This is a genomic window from Aeromonas sp. FL131 (assembly GCF_049860615.1).
Taxonomy (GTDB): Bacteria; Pseudomonadota; Gammaproteobacteria; order Enterobacterales; family Aeromonadaceae; genus Aeromonas; species Aeromonas hydrophila.
The window spans coordinates 3827994-3842485 of sequence record NZ_CP187595.1; the positions used below are offsets into that span (position 1 = coordinate 3827994).

15 protein-coding genes are annotated in these 14492 nt (G+C 62.7%); 7 read left to right on the plus strand and 8 right to left on the minus strand.

The genetic code is table 11. From position 1 onward, the window contains the following. Positions 1-34: 34 nt before the first annotated feature. From exeI to exeC, 8 genes are all read right to left on the minus strand, one after another. Entirely contained in the window at positions 35-394 is a 360-nt protein-coding gene (gene exeI, locus ACPW75_RS17700) for a GspI family T2SS minor pseudopilin variant ExeI (protein ID WP_005308487.1), read from the minus strand. Next, positions 391-942 (minus strand): GspH family T2SS minor pseudopilin variant ExeH, encoded by a 552-nt coding sequence (gene exeH / locus ACPW75_RS17705; protein WP_029301893.1) that lies wholly within the window; start codon positions 940-942, stop codon positions 391-393. Before exeH ends, exeI begins: the two co-directional genes overlap by 4 nt. Then, complete coding sequence (locus ACPW75_RS17710; protein ID WP_017785800.1) at positions 939-1058, minus strand: type II secretion system protein; 120 nt, start codon at positions 1056-1058, stop codon at positions 939-941. The genes exeH and ACPW75_RS17710 overlap by 4 nt, the downstream gene beginning before the upstream one ends. A 47-nt stretch (positions 1059-1105) precedes the next feature. Next, the gene (gene exeG, locus ACPW75_RS17715; RefSeq protein ID WP_005308483.1) at positions 1106-1537 is read right to left on the minus strand and encodes a GspG family T2SS major pseudopilin variant ExeG; all 432 of its coding nucleotides are present in this window, start codon (positions 1535-1537) and stop codon (positions 1106-1108) included. A gap of 116 nt (positions 1538-1653) precedes the next feature. Further along, complete coding sequence (gene exeF / locus ACPW75_RS17720) at positions 1654-2874, minus strand: GspF family T2SS innner membrane protein variant ExeF (RefSeq protein WP_077096415.1); 1221 nt, start codon at positions 2872-2874, stop codon at positions 1654-1656. A 1-nt stretch (position 2875) separates the two neighbouring features. Beyond that, on the minus strand, positions 2876-4381 hold the full coding sequence (gene exeE / locus ACPW75_RS17725; protein WP_016349336.1) for a GspE family T2SS ATPase variant ExeE: 1506 nt from the start codon (positions 4379-4381) through the stop codon (positions 2876-2878). Further along, positions 4381-6414 (minus strand): GspD family T2SS secretin variant ExeD, encoded by a 2034-nt coding sequence (exeD, locus tag ACPW75_RS17730; RefSeq protein WP_024943634.1) that lies wholly within the window; start codon positions 6412-6414, stop codon positions 4381-4383. Before exeD ends, exeE begins: the two co-directional genes overlap by 1 nt. A 21-nt stretch (positions 6415-6435) precedes the next feature. Next, a complete protein-coding gene (gene exeC, locus ACPW75_RS17735; protein WP_274460900.1) occupies positions 6436-7284 on the minus strand; it encodes a GspC family type II secretion system variant ExeC in 849 nt (282 codons plus the stop codon). 214 nt (positions 7285-7498) lie between these two features. Between exeC and hslR the strand changes: the two genes are divergently transcribed. The 7 genes from hslR to ACPW75_RS17770 all read left to right on the plus strand — a co-directional run bounded on the left by hslR (position 7499) and on the right by ACPW75_RS17770 (position 14423). After that, the gene (gene hslR / locus ACPW75_RS17740; protein ID WP_016349333.1) at positions 7499-7897 is read left to right on the plus strand and encodes a ribosome-associated heat shock protein Hsp15; all 399 of its coding nucleotides are present in this window, start codon (positions 7499-7501) and stop codon (positions 7895-7897) included. Positions 7898-8005: 108 nt separating this feature from the next. Continuing rightward, the gene (gene hslO / locus ACPW75_RS17745; RefSeq protein ID WP_024943636.1) at positions 8006-8890 is read left to right on the plus strand and encodes an Hsp33 family molecular chaperone HslO; all 885 of its coding nucleotides are present in this window, start codon (positions 8006-8008) and stop codon (positions 8888-8890) included. A 149-nt stretch (positions 8891-9039) separates the two neighbouring features. Further along, complete coding sequence (pckA, locus tag ACPW75_RS17750) at positions 9040-10665, plus strand: phosphoenolpyruvate carboxykinase (ATP) (protein ID WP_190283847.1); 1626 nt, start codon at positions 9040-9042, stop codon at positions 10663-10665. Between the two features lie 175 nt (positions 10666-10840). Next, the gene (locus tag ACPW75_RS17755; RefSeq protein ID WP_011704535.1) at positions 10841-11506 is read left to right on the plus strand and encodes a GntR family transcriptional regulator; all 666 of its coding nucleotides are present in this window, start codon (positions 10841-10843) and stop codon (positions 11504-11506) included. 33 nt (positions 11507-11539) lie between these two features. Then, entirely contained in the window at positions 11540-13342 is a 1803-nt protein-coding gene (locus tag ACPW75_RS17760; protein ID WP_077096420.1) for an aminopeptidase P family protein, read from the plus strand. 112 nt (positions 13343-13454) lie between these two features. Then, positions 13455-13850 carry a nitrous oxide-stimulated promoter family protein gene (locus ACPW75_RS17765; RefSeq protein WP_026080215.1) on the plus strand — a complete coding sequence of 132 codons (396 nt, stop codon included), beginning with the start codon at positions 13455-13457 and terminating at the stop codon, positions 13848-13850. Between the two features lie 120 nt (positions 13851-13970). Next, the gene (locus tag ACPW75_RS17770; RefSeq protein WP_039215349.1) at positions 13971-14423 is read left to right on the plus strand and encodes a GNAT family N-acetyltransferase; all 453 of its coding nucleotides are present in this window, start codon (positions 13971-13973) and stop codon (positions 14421-14423) included. Positions 14424-14492 lie beyond the last annotated feature (69 nt).

Sequence of the window (14492 nt, forward strand, 5' to 3'; positions counted from 1 at the left end):
CGGCTCCGGCTTATGGAGACACCTTGATGCAGGTTCATCGGCTGATATAGGTCCGGATCATGGCCACCGGGCTGTCGGCCTTGGGCGCGGTACGCACTTCCATGTCCAGCGCCTTGAAGTTGCTGTCGGCGGTAGCGACGCCGCGATAGCGCCAGTACCAGGTCTGGCCCGCCATCTGCTCGTCCCCTTCCACCCAGCTGTCACCGGGCCACTTGGCTTCGAGCTTCTGCTGCACCAGCTGGTTCTCCACCACCCAGGTCGCCAGGGTCTTCTGTTCCAGATAGTTGAGGCCGGAGAGGTGCTCGCTGGCGGTCTTCATCACCGCCAGCCCGGCGATGGCAAACACCGCCAGCGCCACCATGACTTCCAGCAGGGTCATGCCGCGGGCGTTCATTCCTCTTCCTCCTCGTCCTGCAGCAGACGCAGACGGCCGAACTCGTCCGCCTTGACCGTGCGCACATAGCGCAGATCGTCGTCCTGCTGGGTCAGGGTCAGCACGAAGGGGGTCAGCTCGCCACCGGGAAAGATGAACACCTGCGGCGTGCGCTCCTTCTCGTCGCGCCCCTTCTCGTACTTCTCGTCGGAGTCGGTCCGCCAGCTGAAGCCCTCAAGCTCGATGGCCAGCCGCATGTTGTCTGGCAACTCGACCCGATCCAGCAGCTTGTCGCCGCTCATCACCTGCCACTTGCGATCCTTGGCCGCGCGCTGCATGAACTGCCAGCTGTTGTCCTCGACACGCAGGCCCACCAGCCGGCCATCCATCACCGAATACTCCTGCGCCTGCTGCAGCACTGCCATGAAGCGGCGCGCCTGCTTGTCGAGCTCTCTATCCCCCCTGGCGCCGCCCATGCTGAGGGTGACGGCAGTGGCAACCAGCCCCATCAACATGGCGACCAGCAACACTTCCAGCAGAGTAAAACCGGCCTGGCGACTATGTTTCATGGCGCCAGCCTCAACTGCATGGCAGTGGCCTCGAGCCGACCCATCAACATGGCGACCAGCAACACCTCCAGCAGAGTAAAACCGGCCTGGCGACGGGCAGAAGAGGCCACCTTCATTCAGGCAGCCCCGGCATGACTCGGTGAGCGCGACGCGGCGGGATCACTTATTGGAAATCCTTCAGGTTCCAGTTGCCGATGTCGTCATCGGTACCGGCTTCGCCATCCAGCCCCATGGAGAAGATGTCGATCTTGCCGAACTGGCCCGGGCTCAGCATCTGGTACGGGTTGCCCCAGGGATCCTGCGGCAGGCGCTTGATGTAGCCCCCTTCGCGGTAGCTGCGCGGCTCAGGTGCGGCGGTCGGTTTGTTGACCAGCGCGTCCAGCCCCTGCTCCGTGGTCGGGTAGCGGTTGTTGTCCAGCTTGTACATGTCGAGGGCGTTTTCCAGCGCCACTATGTCGGAGACCGCTTTCTGCTGGTCCGCCTTCTCCTTGTTGCCCATCAGGTTGGGCACCACCAGGCTGGCCAGGATCCCCAGGATCACGATGACCACCATCACTTCCAGCAGGGTAAAACCCGATTGACGACGCTTTTGCATGACTTACTCCCTCACGAAATGAGATGGCATGAACCATCAACGATTAACTGTTAAACCACGATCGCTCGATTGGATGGGTAGGTTCGAATAGCGAAGCGTATTCGAACGTCCGAACCTTACAAATTCACCATATTGTTGAGCTCCAGGATCGGCTGCAGGATCGACATCACGATAAACAGCACCACCCCGGCCATGGAGACCACCAGCATGGGTTCGAACACCCCGAGGGCGATGTTCACCTGGGTTTCGAACTCCCGATCCTGGTTGTCTGCCGCCCGCTCCAGCATGTTGTCGAGCTCGCCGCTCTGCTCGCCGGAGGCGATCATGTGCAGCATCATGGGCGGAAAAATTTTGGTTTCATCCAGCGACTTGCGCAGGCTGGTCCCCTCCCGCACCCGCTCGGTGGCTTCACCGATGCGCATGCGGGCAAAGTCGTTGGAGAGCACTTCGCCGGAGATCTTCATCCCCTCCAGCAGCGGCACGGCGCTGGCGTTGAGGATGCTCAGGGTACGTGCGAAGCGGGCGGTGTTGAGACCGCGGCTGACCCGACCGATCACCGGCAGGCGCAGGATCAGCTGGTGCCAGTGACGGCGACGCTTGTCGTCGGTCAGCCACCAGCGCCAGACAAAGCCGCCCACCAGCAGCAGCAACAGGAACCAGAGGCCGTAGTGCTGCATCAGCTCGCTGGTACCGATGAGGAAGCGGGTGGTGGCCGGCAGTTGCTGGCCCATGTGTTCGAACTGGGCCACCACCTTGGGCACCACGGCGGTGAGCAGGACGGAGATGACGCCGATGGCGACGCAGGTCAATACGATGGGGTAGATCATCGCCTGCAGCAGCTTGGTGCGCATGTGCTGACGCTGCTCGGTGTAGTCGGCGAGCCGGTTGAGCACCTTCTCCAGGTGACCGGACTTCTCGCCGGCCGCCACCATGGAGCGGAACAGCTGATCGAACACATGGGGGAAGGCCGCCAGCGAATCGGCCAGCGAATAGCCCTCCACCACCTTGCTGCGCACCGTGGCTACCATGCTGCGCAGGTGAGCCTTCTCGCACTGCTCGGCGACGGCCTTGAGCGCCTCTTCGATGGTAAGGCCGGCCCCCACCAGGGTAGCCAGCTGGCGGGTGATCATCGCAAGCTCGGCGGTGCTGGCACCACGGCGGAACAACACGAAGCGGTTAGCCTCGCGCTTGGCCTTCTCGGTGGTCTCGTTCACCTCGAGCGGGGTCAACCCCTGCTCGCGCAACAGCTGGCGTACCTGGCGGGCGGAATCCCCCTCCAGCACGCCGCTCTTGTTGCGTCCCTTGCCGTCGAGGGCCTTGTATTCGAATGCTGCCATCTCAGTCTTCCCGGGTCACGCGCAGCACCTCTTCGAGGCTGGTCTGCCCCTTGAGTACCTTGTCGATGCCGTCGCGGCGAATGCTGGGAGTGTGACCCCGGATCAGCCGCTCGATGGCCAGCTCGCCGCTGGCGCTGTGGATCGCCTCGCGCACCGCTTCGTCGATCACCACCAGCTCGTGGATGCCGGTCCGGCCGCGATAGCCGGTGTGGTTGCACTGCTCGCAGCCCACCGGCCGCCACACCTGCTGATCCGGCGCCAGCTCGATGCCCATGGCAATGCGCTCCTGCTCGGTGATGGGGCGCGGCGCGCGGCAATCGGGGCAGAGGGTGCGCACCAGCCGCTGGGCCAGTACCGCCAGCAGTGAGGAGGAGAGCAGGAAGGGCTCGATGCCCATGTCCCGCATCCGGGTGATGGCACCGATGGCGGTGTTGGTGTGCAGGGTCGACATCACCAGGTGACCGGTCAGCGACGCCTGCACCGCGATCTGGGCGGTCTCGAGGTCACGAATCTCCCCCACCATCACCACGTCCGGATCCTGGCGCAGAATGGCGCGCAGGCCGCGGGCGAAAGTCATGTCAACCTTGCTGTTGACCTGGGTCTGGCCCACCCCTTCGAGGTCATATTCGATGGGGTCTTCGACGGTCAGGATGTTGCGATCCCGCGAGTTGATCTCGGAGAGGGCCGCGTAGAGGGTGGTCGACTTGCCCGAACCGGTCGGACCCGTCACCAGAATGATGCCGTGGGGCTTGCGAATGAGTTCGCTGATGATGTTGCGGTTGGCCAGCGTCATGCCGAGCTGCTTGAGCTCGAGCCGCACGTTGTTCTTGTCCAAGAGTCGCAGCACCACTCGCTCACCGTAGCTGGACGGCATGGTGGAAACCCGCACGTCCACCGCCCGACCGCCGATGCGCAGTGAGATGCGGCCATCCTGCGGTACCCGCTTCTCGGCGATGTCCATCCGCGACATGACCTTGATGCGCGACACCAGCAAGGAGGCGAGCTTGCGATGGGGACGCAGGATCTCCCGCAGCACCCCGTCGATGCGAAAACGGATCACCAGGGCCCGCTCGAAGGTCTCGATGTGGATGTCGGACGCCTCTTCTTTTATCGCCTCGCTCAGCATGGCGTTGATGAGGCGGATGATGGGGGCGTCGTCGTCGGCATCCAGCAGGTCTTCACTCTGGGGCAGCTCTTCGGCCAGCGCGAAGAAGTCCATCTCGTTGCCGAGATCCTCCATCAGCTGGCGCGCCTCGGAGGAGTCGCGCTGGTAGTGGGCCATCAGCAGCTCTTCGAAGGCCTCGCCGTCCATCTGCTCCACCGTGAAGGCGCAGCCCGCCACCCGCCGCACTTCCAGCAGGGTTTGCGGCGTCACGCCCTGGCGGCAGAGCAGCACCGGGGCCCCCTGCCGCTCGGTCAGGATCACCCCGAAGTTGCGGGCGAAGGCAAACGGCAGCTCGGGCAGGGCTGCCGGCATGTCGACGCCATCCAGCTGGTATGCTGCCATTACTTGTTACCCACGAATGGCTGGGACCCGCCGCTCGTCTGCGGGGCTGACTGTGTCTGCTGGAGCTGCTTCTGCACCTCGGGCGACATGGTCACGCCCTGGCCGTACTCGGGCAGCACCTGGCGCTTGGGCGAGGTGAGGTAGCCCTCCTGCGCCGCCGCCTCCTGCTGCTCGGAGCGGAACTGGGAGTACTTGTTGCTGGAGATACCGCTGTAGACATCGGCATCACGCAAAATGGTCGGTCGGATAAAGACCATCAGATTGCGCTTGGAGGTCGAGTTGGAGGTCGAGCGGAACAGATAACCCAGCACCGGGATGTCGCCGAGCAGCGGTACCTTGGAGACCTTCTCCTGGGTCTTCTCGTCCATCAAACCACCCAGCACTACTGTCTCGCCACTCTTCACCAGCACAGCGTTCTTGATGGTACGGGTATCGAAGGTCGGGCCCAGCGTGCTGGTACCGGGTGCCTGGGTCTGCGCCACGCTGGAGACCTCCTGCTCGATGTTGAGCAGCACGGAATCCCCTTCGTTGATCTGCGGCGTCACCACCAGCTTGGTACCCACCGTCTTGCGCTCGATGGTGTTGAACACCTGATCGCTGGTGGTGGAGCTCTGGGAGCCACTCTGCACCGGCACTTCCTGGCCGACGTTGAAGGATGCTTCCTTGTTGTCCATGGTGACGATACTCGGCGTGGAGAGAATATCGTTCTTGGTATCGGTGGAAAGCGCCGTCACCAGCGCGGCCCAGTTGCCCTTGTAGAAGCCGGCCGCCATACCGTTGAAATCCTTGGCCAGCGAGGCCAGGCCGGTGGTGGTGCCGTTCTTCTGGTAATCCTTGGCCGCGATGGCCACCGAACCGATGGGCAGACCGGTATCGGTAAACTGGGTGCCACCGCCATTGGTGTTGGCCCACTGCACCCCGAGGTTGAGGCCGTCGCCATCGGCGATCTCGACGATGATCGCCTCCACCAGTACCTGGGCACGGCGGATATCGAGCTTGGCGACCACCTGCTCCAGCTCGGCCATCACGTCCGGCTGGGCGGTGATCACCAGCGCATTGGTGGTCTCGTCGGCGGAGATGGCCAGCTTGCCGCCGCCGATGCTGGCACCGCCACCCCCTGTGGTGGTGGCCGCGCCGCCCTTCTTGTCCGCCTCGATGCTGGAGCTGACGCCCTTGAGCACCTCCACCAGATCCTTGGCCTTGCCGTATTTCAGATAGAAGACCCGGGTGTTGCCCTGGCTCTGCAGGTCACGGTCAAGCTGGTGCACCATCTGGATGATGCGGGCGCGCGCCTTGGGCTCGCCGCTCACCACCACCGAGTTGGTGCGCTCATCGGCCACCACCTTGGGGGCCAGCAGCAGGGAGGTGTTGCCGCCCTGGTTGTTGCCGTCCTTGTTGAGGTTGGTCACCAGCCGCACCATCTCGCCGGCGGAGGCGTACTTGAGCTTGACGATATCCACTTCCTGGTCGCCCGCCTTGTCGACCCGGCGCACCACTTCCACCAGCCGGTTGACCACGGCAGCACGGCCGGTGATCAGCAGCACGTTGGAAGGGTCGTAATGGACCACGTTGCCGCCACCGGCGTTGTCGTTGAGCTGGCGCAGCAGCGGCGCCAGTTCGCGTACCGAGACGTTGCGCACCGGCACAACCCGGGTCACCATCTCGTCACCGCTGCCGGGGTTGCTCTCGTCCACCACCGGGATGGCGGAGGTCTTGGCATCCTTGGAGCGCACCACCTTGAGCACCCCGTTGTCCATCGGGACCACGGCGAAGCCATAGACATCGAGCACGCTCAGGAAGAACTGGTAGTACTGGTCTTCGTTGAGCAGGTCATAGCTGCGGACGTTGATCTTGCCGCGCACCGAAGGCTCGATGATGATGGTCTTGTTCAGGTTCTTGCCGACCGTGTTGATGAACTCTTCGATGTCGGCATTCTTGAAGCTGGCGGAATATTCGGTGGCCCAGGCAGAACCTGCCATCATCAGCGCCGCAGCCACGGTGGCCAGACGCCAGCCCTTCCCTTTATTTATCATTCTTGGTGCTACTCCAAATCATTATTCTGACAAGCCGACATAAACGTCGTAGAGCTGTCCTTGCCGCTCGACGGTGACGGTCATTTCCGTTGCGCCAGCCACCTGCTGCATCGCCTGCATGGCCTGAGCGTTATCCCGCAGATCCAGCCCATTGATGCTGACCGCCATGTCGTTGGCGACCAGCCCCAGTTGATTGAACAGTTCCGGATTGCTGCCCGGATTGAGGCGATAGCCGACCATACGGCCATCGACCCGGACCGGGGAAATATTGAGGTAATCGGTGATCTTGCCGGGGTTGCCCATCAGTTCGTTGCGCACCGAGGAGAGCTTGCCGTCCTGGTTGCCCGGCTTGGGCAGCGGCTTGCCGTACTCTTCCCCGTCCAGCATCAGGGTCTCGTCGCGGCCGTCCCGCTCGATGATGACCCGATCCGGGAACACCTGGCGGATCTTGGCCTGGGTACCATCGATGAGATCACCGATACCGTAGGAGTTCTGCAGCCCGTTGTGGGCGATGATGGCAATGGATTTGGCGGGATCGGAACTGGCCAGCACGCCGTTGAGCTGGGCGTTGAGCTGGGTCTTGGGAGCATCGGCTGCGACAACATCGGCCGCCTGGGCCTGCTGTTTGGCCTTGCCGAACAGCGCCAGCCGGCTGACGCTGCTCAGGTCGAGCCGGTTTGCACCCTGGCTCTGATTGGCGACCACCGACGGTTGCCAGGACTGGCTGACGGGCCGGCTGCCGAGATCCAGCAGACGCCAGGTGAGACCGGCACACTGGTGGGCCAGCAACAGCAGCAGAAGCCAGAACAGAGGCTGGCTGAATCGGGAGAGTGGCACGGTTTTACAACGGGCCAGAAGGGAGCTCAACAAGTCATCCCTGAACGGTAGCGTCATGTTTATCAATATTTTCTGGCATCCAAATCGGTTGGCTATTGTGTACGGCAATGGACCCAGAGACAACCGACCGGATGGGATGAAGCTGCGAAAATTGACATTCCGTCACACCATCAGCCCCCCTGTTTCTATCCCGGGGCCCGCCTCTGGTATAATCAGGCACCCCTTTCAGCCATTCCGGAGTCGATTCATGCCGAACCCCGCAGAAACCCCAGCCCTGGTCCGTCTCGACAAGTGGTTGTGGGCGGCACGTTTTTACAAGACCCGCAGCCTGGCACGCGACCAGATTGAAGGGGGCAAGGTGCATTACAACGGCCAGCGCAGCAAACCGGGCAAGCATGTCGAGGTCGGCGCCCTCATTCGCTGCTGGCAGGGCCAGGACGAACGGGAAGTGCGGGTGCTCGAGGTGAGCGAGCAGCGCAAATCCGCCCCGCTGGCCCAGCAGCTCTATGAAGAGACCGAGGCCAGCCTGAAAAAGCGGGCCGAAAACAGCGAGGCACGCCGCTTCAACAGCCAATTTGCGCCAAGCCCCGAGCGTCGCCCCGACAAGCAGGAGCGGCGCCAGCTGATCAAGGTCAAGCAATATTGACCCGCCAAGATGGCCCTTTTATGACGACAGTTGCCGGAATAAGTTCCTAACCAGCTGTTTATTAATGTTTTTATCTATTTACCCCACCGAAGAACCCAGGAATGCATGATGAGTAACCAAGATCTCCTGTATCGCTATCTGTTCGAAGAGTACGAAGTCCGGGGCGAGCTGGTCCAGCTGGACCACACCTACCGCCACGTGGTTGAGGCCCAGAACTACCCGGTACAGGTGCAAAAACTGCTGGGTGAACTGCTGGTCGCCACCAGCCTGCTGACCGCCACCCTCAAGTTCGAAGGCTCCATCACGGTGCAGCTGCAGGGCAACGGCCCGGTACGGCTGGCCGTCATCAACGGCGACAACAACCAGCAGCTGCGTGGCGTGGCCCGCTATGAAGGGGAACTGCCGAGCGACGACAAGCTGCAGAGCCTGATCGGAGAAGGCCAGCTGGTCATCACCATCACCCCGGAGCAGGGTGAACGCTATCAGGGCATCATAGCGCTGGACGCCGACACCCTGGCCGGCTGCCTGGAGCACTACTTCGCCCAGTCCGAACAGCTGGCGACCAAGCTGTGGATCCGCACCGGCTACCACCAGGGTGAGCCGCGCGCCGCCGGCATCCTGCTGCAGGAGCTGCCCGCCCAGAGCGAGGATCACAGCGACGATTTCGAGCATCTGACCCAGCTCACCAGCACCATCAAGGATGAAGAGCTGTTCGGTCTGGAAGCGGAAGAGATCCTCTACCGCCTCTACCACCAGGACAAGGTACGGGTGTTCGATCCGCAGGCGGTCGAGTTCCGCTGCACCTGCTCCCGCGCCCGTTGTGAGGGGGCTCTGCTGCAGATAGAGAAAGAAGAGGTGATGGAGATGGTGCAGGAGCTCGGCAAGATCGACATGCACTGTGATTATTGCGGCGCCCAGTACCAATTTGATGGGATCGACGTCGAAACCCTGTTCAGCAGGGCTCCCGGTAATGATGCAAACAAGTTACACTAATTGAAGGCGGGCAAAACCCGCCTTTAACTTAAATAACAAAAAAATACCCTATTTTATAAAGTTTGATGGCGATCGCTAAACTCTACCACCTAAGTGATAGGATGAACGCCAGATAGAACCCTACCAACCTCTGAACCCAGGAGAATACAATGACAATCGTGGCAGAACCCACCCTGGCCAAGCAATTAGGACTGGACCAGTACGGTATCAAGAACTCCACTGAAATCCTGCGCAACCCTTCCTACGACCAGCTGTTCGCGGAAGAGACACGTGCCGACCTGGAAGGGTTCGAGCGCGGCGTGGTGACCGAACTGGGCGCCGTCAATGTCAATACCGGCATCTTCACCGGCCGCTCCCCTAAAGATAAATATATCGTCAAAGACGCAACTACCCAGAATACTGTGTGGTGGTCTGACCAGGGCAAAAACGATAACAAAGCCATCAGCCCGGAAGTGTGGTCACATCTGAAATCCCTGGTGACCAAACAGCTCTCCGGCAAGCGCCTGTTCGTAGTCGACGGCTTCTGCGGTGCCAACCCGGATACCCGCCTGGCCGTGCGCATCATCACCGAGGTGGCCTGGCAGGCTCACTTCGTGAAAAACATGTTCATTCGCCCGAGCGATGAAGAGCTGAAAACCTTCAAACCGGACTTCGTGGTAATGAACGGTGCCAAGTGCACCAACCCGAACTGGAAGGAGCAGGGTCTCAACTCCGAGAACTTCGTCGCCTTCAACCTGACCGAGAAGATCCAGCTCATCGGCGGCACCTGGTACGGTGGCGAGATGAAGAAGGGGATGTTCTCCATGATGAACTACTTCCTGCCCCTGCGCGGCATTGCCTCCATGCACTGCTCCGCCAACGTGGGTCAGGACGGTGACGTGGCCATCTTCTTCGGCCTGTCCGGTACCGGCAAGACCACCCTCTCCACCGATCCCAAGCGTCAGCTGATCGGCGATGACGAGCACGGCTGGGACGACGACGGCGTGTTCAACTTCGAAGGCGGCTGCTACGCCAAGACCATCAAGCTCTCCAAGGAAGCCGAGCCGGACATCTACAACGCCATCCGTCGCGATGCGCTGCTGGAGAACGTGACCGTGGCGGCCGACGGCACCATCGACTTCGACGATGGCTCCAAGACCGAGAACACCCGGGTCTCCTACCCCATCTATCACATCGAGAACATCGTCAAGCCGGTCTCCAAGGCGGGTCACGCCAACAAGGTGATCTTCCTGACTGCCGACGCCTTCGGCGTGCTGCCCCCGGTTTCCAAGCTGACCAAGGAGCAGACCAAGTACCACTTCCTGTCTGGCTTCACCGCCAAGCTGGCCGGTACCGAGCGCGGCATCACAGAGCCGACCCCGACCTTCTCCTCCTGCTTCGGCGCAGCCTTCCTCTCCCTGCACCCGACCAAGTACGGTCAGGAGCTGGTGAAACGGATGGAAGCCGCCGGCGCGGAAGCCTACCTGGTCAACACCGGCTGGAACGGTACCGGCAAGCGCATCTCCATCAAGGACACCCGCGCCATCATCGACGCCATCCTGGATGGGTCCATCGAGAAGGCCGAGACCAAGGTGCTGCCGATCTTCAATCTGGAAGTACCGACCGCCCTGCACGATGTGAACCCGGCGATCCTCGACCCGCGCGACACTTACGCCAACAAGGCCGAGTGGGATGCCAAGGCGGTTGACCTGGCAGGACGCTTTATCAAGAACTTCGAGCGCTTCACCGACAACGACGAAGGCAAGCGTCTGGTCGCGGCGGGTCCGCAGCTGTAACAGCGACCCCGTTCACAACCAATCTCATACCGGTCAGCCCAGCTGGCCGGTATTTTTTTGAGCAGAGCGCGGCGTTTGACTCCCGCCAAACCTTGCCTTGTGGGCCCTTGCGCGTTAGATTCAGCCCAACTTTATACAATATACAATTTTGTAACGATTCCCCTGTGACCCGATCATGACCCCACCCTACAAGACCCGTACCCAAATGGTGATGGAAAACCTCCGTGGCCGGATCCTGCGCGGTGAGTTTCCCGCCGGCGCCCCCCTGCGCCAGGACGCCATCGCCAAGGAGCTGGCGGTGAGCCGCATTCCGGTGCGGGAGGCCCTGATGCAGCTGGAAGCGCAGGGGCTGGTGAAGTTCGAGGCCCACCGCGGCGCCGTGGTCACCATGCTGGACGCCGCGGCCATCGAAGAGCTCTTTTATTTGCGAGCCCTGCTGGAAGCCGATACCCTGTTCCACGCCGTCGACCTGATGACGGAGGAGACCTTCGCTCGGGCGCAGGCGATCCTCGCCCAGTTCGACCAGGCCCTCGAGTCGGGCACCCAGATCGAACGCTGGGCCGAACTGAACCACAGTTTTCACGCCACCCTCTATCAGGCCGCCGGCCGCCCCCAGGCACTGGAGCTGATCGCCCAGATCAATCTGAGCTGTGACCGCTATGTGCGCTTCGAGCTGCTGTTCGCCAGCGATGGCGTCGACAAGGCAGAGCGCGAGCACGCCCAGCTGCTGGAGCTGTGCCGCGCCCGCCGCAAGCACGAGGCGGTGGTACTGCTCAAGCAACATATCGAGGCGGCCGGCCAGTCCATCAAGCGGATCCTGGACAGCGGCCACAACCACTGAACACTCACATCACAACAATCTGGCATTAACGACATGAATCATTTCGAGATTATTGAAACCCGCGTCGCCCAGGTCAGGGCCGAACTGGCCATGATGGAGCTGGACGCCTTCATCGTCCCCCACGACGACGAGCATCTGGGGGAGTACATTCCCGCCTACGCCGAGCGACTGGACTGGATCACGGGTTTCAACGGCTCCGCCGGCCTCGCCATCATACTGGCGCAGCGGGCGGCCCTGTTCATCGACGGTCGTTACACGGTGCAGGCCCGCATGCAGGCACCGGCCGAGCTCTTCGAGTTTCTCCATCTGGTGGAAGATCCCCATGTGCAGTGGCTGGCGGATCAGCTGCCGTCCGGCTCCCGGGTCGGCTTCGACGCCCGCCTGCACAGCCTGGCCTGGTATCACAATGCCAAGGCGGTGCTGACCGAGCGTGGCATCGAGCTGGTGCGGGTCGAGCAGAACCCCATCGATCTGCACTGGAGCGATCGCCCCGCCCCCACCAAGAATCCGGCCATCCTCTACAGCGAAGCGCTGGCGGGCCAGTCCAGCCAGGCCAAGCGCGAGGTGCTGGCCAGCGATCTGCGCAAGCGCGGGCTGGATGCGGTGCTGCTGACCCAGGCCGAGCCCATCAACTGGCTGCTCAACCTGCGCGGTCGCGACGTGGAGCGGCTGCCGGTGGTGCTCGGCTTTGCGGTGCTCTACGCCAACGCCACCATGGATTTCTTCGTCGACACCGACAAGATCGACTGCTTCGCCTTCAGCCAGCACGTGGGGCAGGATGTCTCCGTCTACCCCATCGACAAGCTGGGTGACGTGCTGCAGCGCATCGGTGAAGACCAGCAGAAGGTGCTGGCCGATCCCAACACCGCCAACGCCTGGACTCAACTGGTCATGGAAGAGGCGGGCGCCATCCTGGTGGCCGGTCAGGACCCGACCATGCTGCCCAAAGCGTGCAAGAACGAGGTGGAGCTGGCCGGCATGCGCGCCGCCCATCTGCGCGACGGCGTCGCCGTCACCCGCTTCCTGGCCTGGCTGGATCGGCTGATCGCCAGCGGCGAGTTCGACGGGGTGGATGAAGGCACCCTGGCTGACCAGCTGGAAGCCTTCCGCCGCGAGCAGGAGCACTATGTCGAGCCGAGCTTCGACACCATCTCGGCGCTCGGCCCCAACGCCGCCATGTGCCACTACCGCCACACCAACGGCACCCCGCGCACCTTTGGCCAGGACAGCATCTATCTGGTGGACTCCGGCGCCCAGTATCTGGACGGCACCACCGACATCACCCGCACCCTCAAGGTGGGTGAGCTGACCGACGAGCACAAGGCAATGTTCACCCGGGTACTGCAGGGTCACATCGCGCTGGATCAGGCCCGCTTCCCGCGCGGCACCGCCGGCATCCAGCTCGACGTGCTGGCCCGCCAGCCGCTGTGGCAAGCCGGTTACAACTACGACCACGGCACCGGCCACGGTGTCGGCCACTTCCTCAGCGTGCACGAAGGCCCGCAGCGCATCGCCCCCAAGGGCAGCCTGGTGGCCCTGCAGCCGGGCATGGTGCTCTCCAACGAACCTGGCTACTACCGGGAAGATGCCTTCGGCATCCGTTGCGAGAACCTGGTGGTGGTCACCGAGAAGGAGCAGATCGGCGAGCTGCCGATGCTGGGCTTCGAGCGGCTGACCTATGTACCGTTCGATACCCGCCTCATCGATCGCAGCCTGCTGAGCCCGGCCGAGTTCCGCTGGATCAACGAGTACCACGCCGAGGTCTACCGCCGCCTGAGCCCGCTGCTGGAAGGCGAGGATCTCGCCTGGCTGGAGCAGGCAACCAGCCTCATCTAAGCGCAGACAACGCTGCTTGTCTGATGAAACAGGGCCCACGGGCCCTGTTTTTTTGCCCGCTGGTTTGACCTGTATCAAGACCCCACCGCCCCAGGTCCGGACAATGCCCTGCATGACGACCCATCACTCCCACCCCGCACGCCCGGCCCGTGCCGACAAGGCGCCCGTGCATCCCAGGCTCAAGCGGGAGCAGCAGACGGTCAGCGCCATGATCCGCCTCTACTGCGACCACCATCATCAGGATCCCGCCTGCCGGCACTGCCAGCAGTTGCAGGAGTTCGCCCACCAGCGGCTGCGCCGCTGCCGCTATGGTCACGGCCACAAGCCCACCTGTGCCAACTGCCACATCCACTGCTATGCCCCGGCCATGCGCAAGCAGATCCAGCTGGTGATGAAGTGGAGCGGCCCGCGCATGCTGTGGCATCACCCCTGGCTGGCCCTGCGCCACCTGCTGGACAGCCGCCGCAAGGCCCCCAAACGACCGGGCAGCCGTCCTCTACCGCCCTGAGCCGGGGCTGCCCTGCTGCCCACTGCCCCAGACCCGCTTGCATCAGTCCGGCGGGCCCACTACCCTGTGGCTCCTTTTTGACTGCCGCCCGGCAGCACGTACGACACCACAGGAGCCCGGATGCACCAGCCCCCCGTTTTGAGAGTGGCGCGCCACACCGACATGCACGCCATCTGGCAGATCGACGTCAATGTATTCGGGGAGGATGTCTATCCCGGCTTCTTCTTCCGCCAGGCCATGGATCTGTGGCCCGAGCTGCTGCTGGTGGCCGAGCTGGACGGCAAGCTGCTGGGCTATGCCCTGGGCGGACTGGGACAGGATCGGTCGCAGGGCTGGCTGCTCTCCTTGGCGGTGCTGCCGGAGGCGCGCGGCTTCGGCCTGGCCGAACGCATGATGCTGCAGGTGGAGCAGTCACTGCTGACACTGGGGATCGAGCGGGTCAGACTGACGGTGGATCCGGCCAATCCGGCCCAGCGCCTCTACTTTCGACTCGGTTATCAGCAACTGGCCGAGGAGCGCGACTATTTCGGCCCGGGCGAGGATCGCCTGCTGCTGGAAAAACGGCTCGACTGAGCCGGCGGTGACGGGGTTTGCCGGGCCCGGGCCTTATAATTGGTTACACTTTGCTGGTTTCATGCTCAA

Excerpts from the sequence above, each read along its gene's own strand:
- exeI (WP_005308487.1), bottom strand. The coding sequence starts at position 394 with ATGAACGCCCGCGGCATGACCCTGCTGGAAGTCATGGTGGCGCTGGCG.
- exeH (WP_029301893.1), bottom strand. The coding sequence starts at position 942 with ATGAAACATAGTCGCCAGGCCGGTTTTACTCTGCTGGAAGTGTTGCTG.
- ACPW75_RS17710 (WP_017785800.1), bottom strand. The coding sequence starts at position 1,058 with ATGAAGGTGGCCTCTTCTGCCCGTCGCCAGGCCGGTTTTACTCTGCTG.
- exeG (WP_005308483.1), bottom strand. The coding sequence starts at position 1,537 with ATGCAAAAGCGTCGTCAATCGGGTTTTACCCTGCTGGAAGTGATGGTG.
- exeF (WP_077096415.1), bottom strand. The coding sequence starts at position 2,874 with ATGGCAGCATTCGAATACAAGGCCCTCGACGGCAAGGGACGCAACAAG.
- exeE (WP_016349336.1), bottom strand. The coding sequence starts at position 4,381 with ATGGCAGCATACCAGCTGGATGGCGTCGACATGCCGGCAGCCCTGCCC.
- exeD (WP_024943634.1), bottom strand. The coding sequence starts at position 6,414 with ATGATAAATAAAGGGAAGGGCTGGCGTCTGGCCACCGTGGCTGCGGCG.
- hslR (WP_016349333.1), top strand. The coding sequence starts at position 7,499 with ATGCCGAACCCCGCAGAAACCCCAGCCCTGGTCCGTCTCGACAAGTGG.
- hslO (WP_024943636.1), top strand. The coding sequence starts at position 8,006 with ATGAGTAACCAAGATCTCCTGTATCGCTATCTGTTCGAAGAGTACGAA.
- pckA (WP_190283847.1), top strand. The coding sequence starts at position 9,040 with ATGACAATCGTGGCAGAACCCACCCTGGCCAAGCAATTAGGACTGGAC.
- ACPW75_RS17755 (WP_011704535.1), top strand. The coding sequence starts at position 10,841 with ATGACCCCACCCTACAAGACCCGTACCCAAATGGTGATGGAAAACCTC.
- ACPW75_RS17760 (WP_077096420.1), top strand. The coding sequence starts at position 11,540 with ATGAATCATTTCGAGATTATTGAAACCCGCGTCGCCCAGGTCAGGGCC.
- ACPW75_RS17765 (WP_026080215.1), top strand. The coding sequence starts at position 13,455 with ATGACGACCCATCACTCCCACCCCGCACGCCCGGCCCGTGCCGACAAG.
- ACPW75_RS17770 (WP_039215349.1), top strand. The coding sequence starts at position 13,971 with ATGCACCAGCCCCCCGTTTTGAGAGTGGCGCGCCACACCGACATGCAC.